This window comes from Gracilibacillus alcaliphilus (assembly GCF_016909015.1).
Taxonomy (GTDB): domain Bacteria; phylum Bacillota; class Bacilli; order Bacillales; family Amphibacillaceae; genus Gracilibacillus; species Gracilibacillus alcaliphilus.
Genome location: NZ_JAFBFA010000073.1, coordinates 1 through 2,515 on the forward strand (window position 1 = coordinate 1; position 2,515 = coordinate 2,515).

The following is a 2,515-nucleotide window of genomic DNA, read 5'->3' on the forward strand; positions in this document are numbered from 1 at the left end:
GCCACAGAAGGTAACAGCCCTGTAGTCGACAACGTTTCTCCTCCGGAGTGGATCCTGAGTACGGCGGAACACGTGAAATTCCGTCGGAATCCGGGAGGACCATCTCCCAAGGCTAAATACTCCCTAGTGACCGATAGTGAACCAGTACCGTGAGGGAAAGGTGAAAAGCACCCCGGGAGGGGAGTGAAAGAGAACCTGAAACCGTGTGCCTACAAGTAGTCGGAGCCCGTTAACGGGTGACGGCGTACCTTTTGTAGAATGGACCGGCGAGTTACGATCACCTGCAAGGTTAAGTGGAAGACACGGAGCCGCAGCGAAAGCGAGTCTGAACAGGGCGCTATAGTAGGGGGTCGTAGACCCGAAACCGTGTGATCTACCCATGTCCAGGGTGAAGGTCAGGTAACACTGACTGGAGGCCCGAACCCACGTATGTTGAAAAATGCGGGGATGAGGTGTGGGTAGGGGTGAAATGCCAATCGAACACGGAGATAGCTGGTTCTCTCCGAAATAGCTTTAGGGCTAGCCTCAAGGGATGTATGTTGGAGGTAGAGCACTGATTGGACTAGGGGCCCCTACCGGGTTACCGCATTCAGTCAAACTCCGAATGCCAATCATATTACCTTGGGAGTCAGACTATGGGTGATAAGGTTCATAGTCGAAAGGGAAACAGCCCAGACCGTCAGCTAAGGTCCCCAAGTATACGTTAAGTGGAAAAGGATGTGGCGTTGCATAGACAACCAGGATGTTGGCTTAGAAGCAGCCATCATTGAAAGAGTGCGTAATAGCTCACTGGTCGAGTGACGCTGCGCCGAAAATATACCGGGGCTAAACGTATCACCGAAGCTACGGATTGATCTTACGATCAATGGTAGGAGAGCGTTCTAAGGGCAGAGAAGTCAGACCGTGAGGACTGGTGGAGCGCTTAGAAGTGAGAATGCCGGTATGAGTAGCGAAAAAGAAGTGAGAATCTTCTTCACCGAATGCCTAAGGTTTCCTGAGGAAGGCTCGTCCGCTCAGGGTAAGTCGGGACCTAAGCCGAGGCCGAAAGGCGTAGGCGATGGACAACAGGTTGATATTCCTGTACCACCTGGATCCGTTATAAGTGATGGGGGGACGCAGAAGGATAAGGAAAGCGCGTGATTGGTTGAGCGCGCCCAAATAACGAGTGTGTCAGATAGGTAAATCCGTCTGACAGAAAGCATGAGTTATGATGGGGAGGGAAATATAGTACCGAAGTTCCGGATTTCACGCTGCCAAGAAAAGCCTCTAGCAAGGATATCAGGTGCCCGTACCGCAAACCGACACAGGTAGGCGAGGAGAGAATCCTAAGGTGATCGGGAGAACTCTCGTTAAGGAACTCGGCAAAATGACCCCGTAACTTCGGGAGAAGGGGTGCTTCTTGCATGAGAAGCCGCAGTGAAAAGGCCCAAGCGACTGTTTAGCAAAAACACAGGTCTCTGCGAAGCCGCAAGGCGAAGTATAGGGGCTGACACCTGCCCGGTGCTGGAAGGTTAAGGGGATGCGTTAGCATTAGCGAAGCGTTGAACTGAAGCCCCAGTAAACGGCGGCCGTAACTATAACGGTCCTAAGGTAGCGAAATTCCTTGTCGGGTAAGTTCCGACCCGCACGAAAGGTGCAACGACTTGGGCACTGTCTCAACGAGAGACCCGGTGAAATTATACTATGCGTGAAGATGCGCATTACCCGCGACAGGACGGAAAGACCCCGTGGAGCTTTACTGTAGCCTGATATGGAATGTTGGTACAGCTTGTACAGGATAGGTGGGAGCCTGAGAAACGTGAGCGCTAGCTTACGTGGAGGCGCTGGTGGGATACCACCCTGGCTGTATGGACCTTCTAACCCAGAACCGTGATCCGGTTCGGAGACAGTGTCAGGTGGGCAGTTTGACTGGGGCGGTCGCCTCCCAAAATGTAACGGAGGCGCCCAAAGGTTCCCTCAGAATGGTTGGAAATCATTCGCAGAGTGTAAAGGCAGAAGGGAGCTTGACTGCGAGACCTACAAGTCGAGCAGGGACGAAAGTCGGGCTTAGTGATCCGGCGGTACCGAATGGAAGGGCCGTCGCTCAACGGATAAAAGCTACCCCGGGGATAACAGGCTTATCTCCCCCAAGAGTCCACATCGACGGGGAGGTTTGGCACCTCGATGTCGGCTCATCGCATCCTGGGGCTGTAGTCGGTCCCAAGGGTTGGGCTGTTCGCCCATTAAAGCGGTACGCGAGCTGGGTTCAGAACGTCGTGAGACAGTTCGGTCCCTATCCGTCGTGGGCGTTGGAAGTTTGAGAGGAGCTGTCCTTAGTACGAGAGGACCGGGATGGACACACCGCTGGTGCACCAGTTGTTCCGCCAGGAGCATCGCTGGGTAGCTACGTGTGGAAGGGATAAGTGCTGAAAGCATCTAAGCATGAAGCCCCCCTCAAGATGAGACTTCCCATCTATTCGATAGAGTAAGATCCCTCAGAGACGATGAGGTAGATAGGTTCGGGGTGGAAGCATGG

The 2,515-nt window shown here is 53.5% G+C and carries 1 rRNA gene; it reads left to right on the forward strand.

What is annotated here, in order from left to right:
* Positions 1-2,515 (forward strand): 23S ribosomal RNA (locus JOD18_RS24010); the annotation flags it as partial.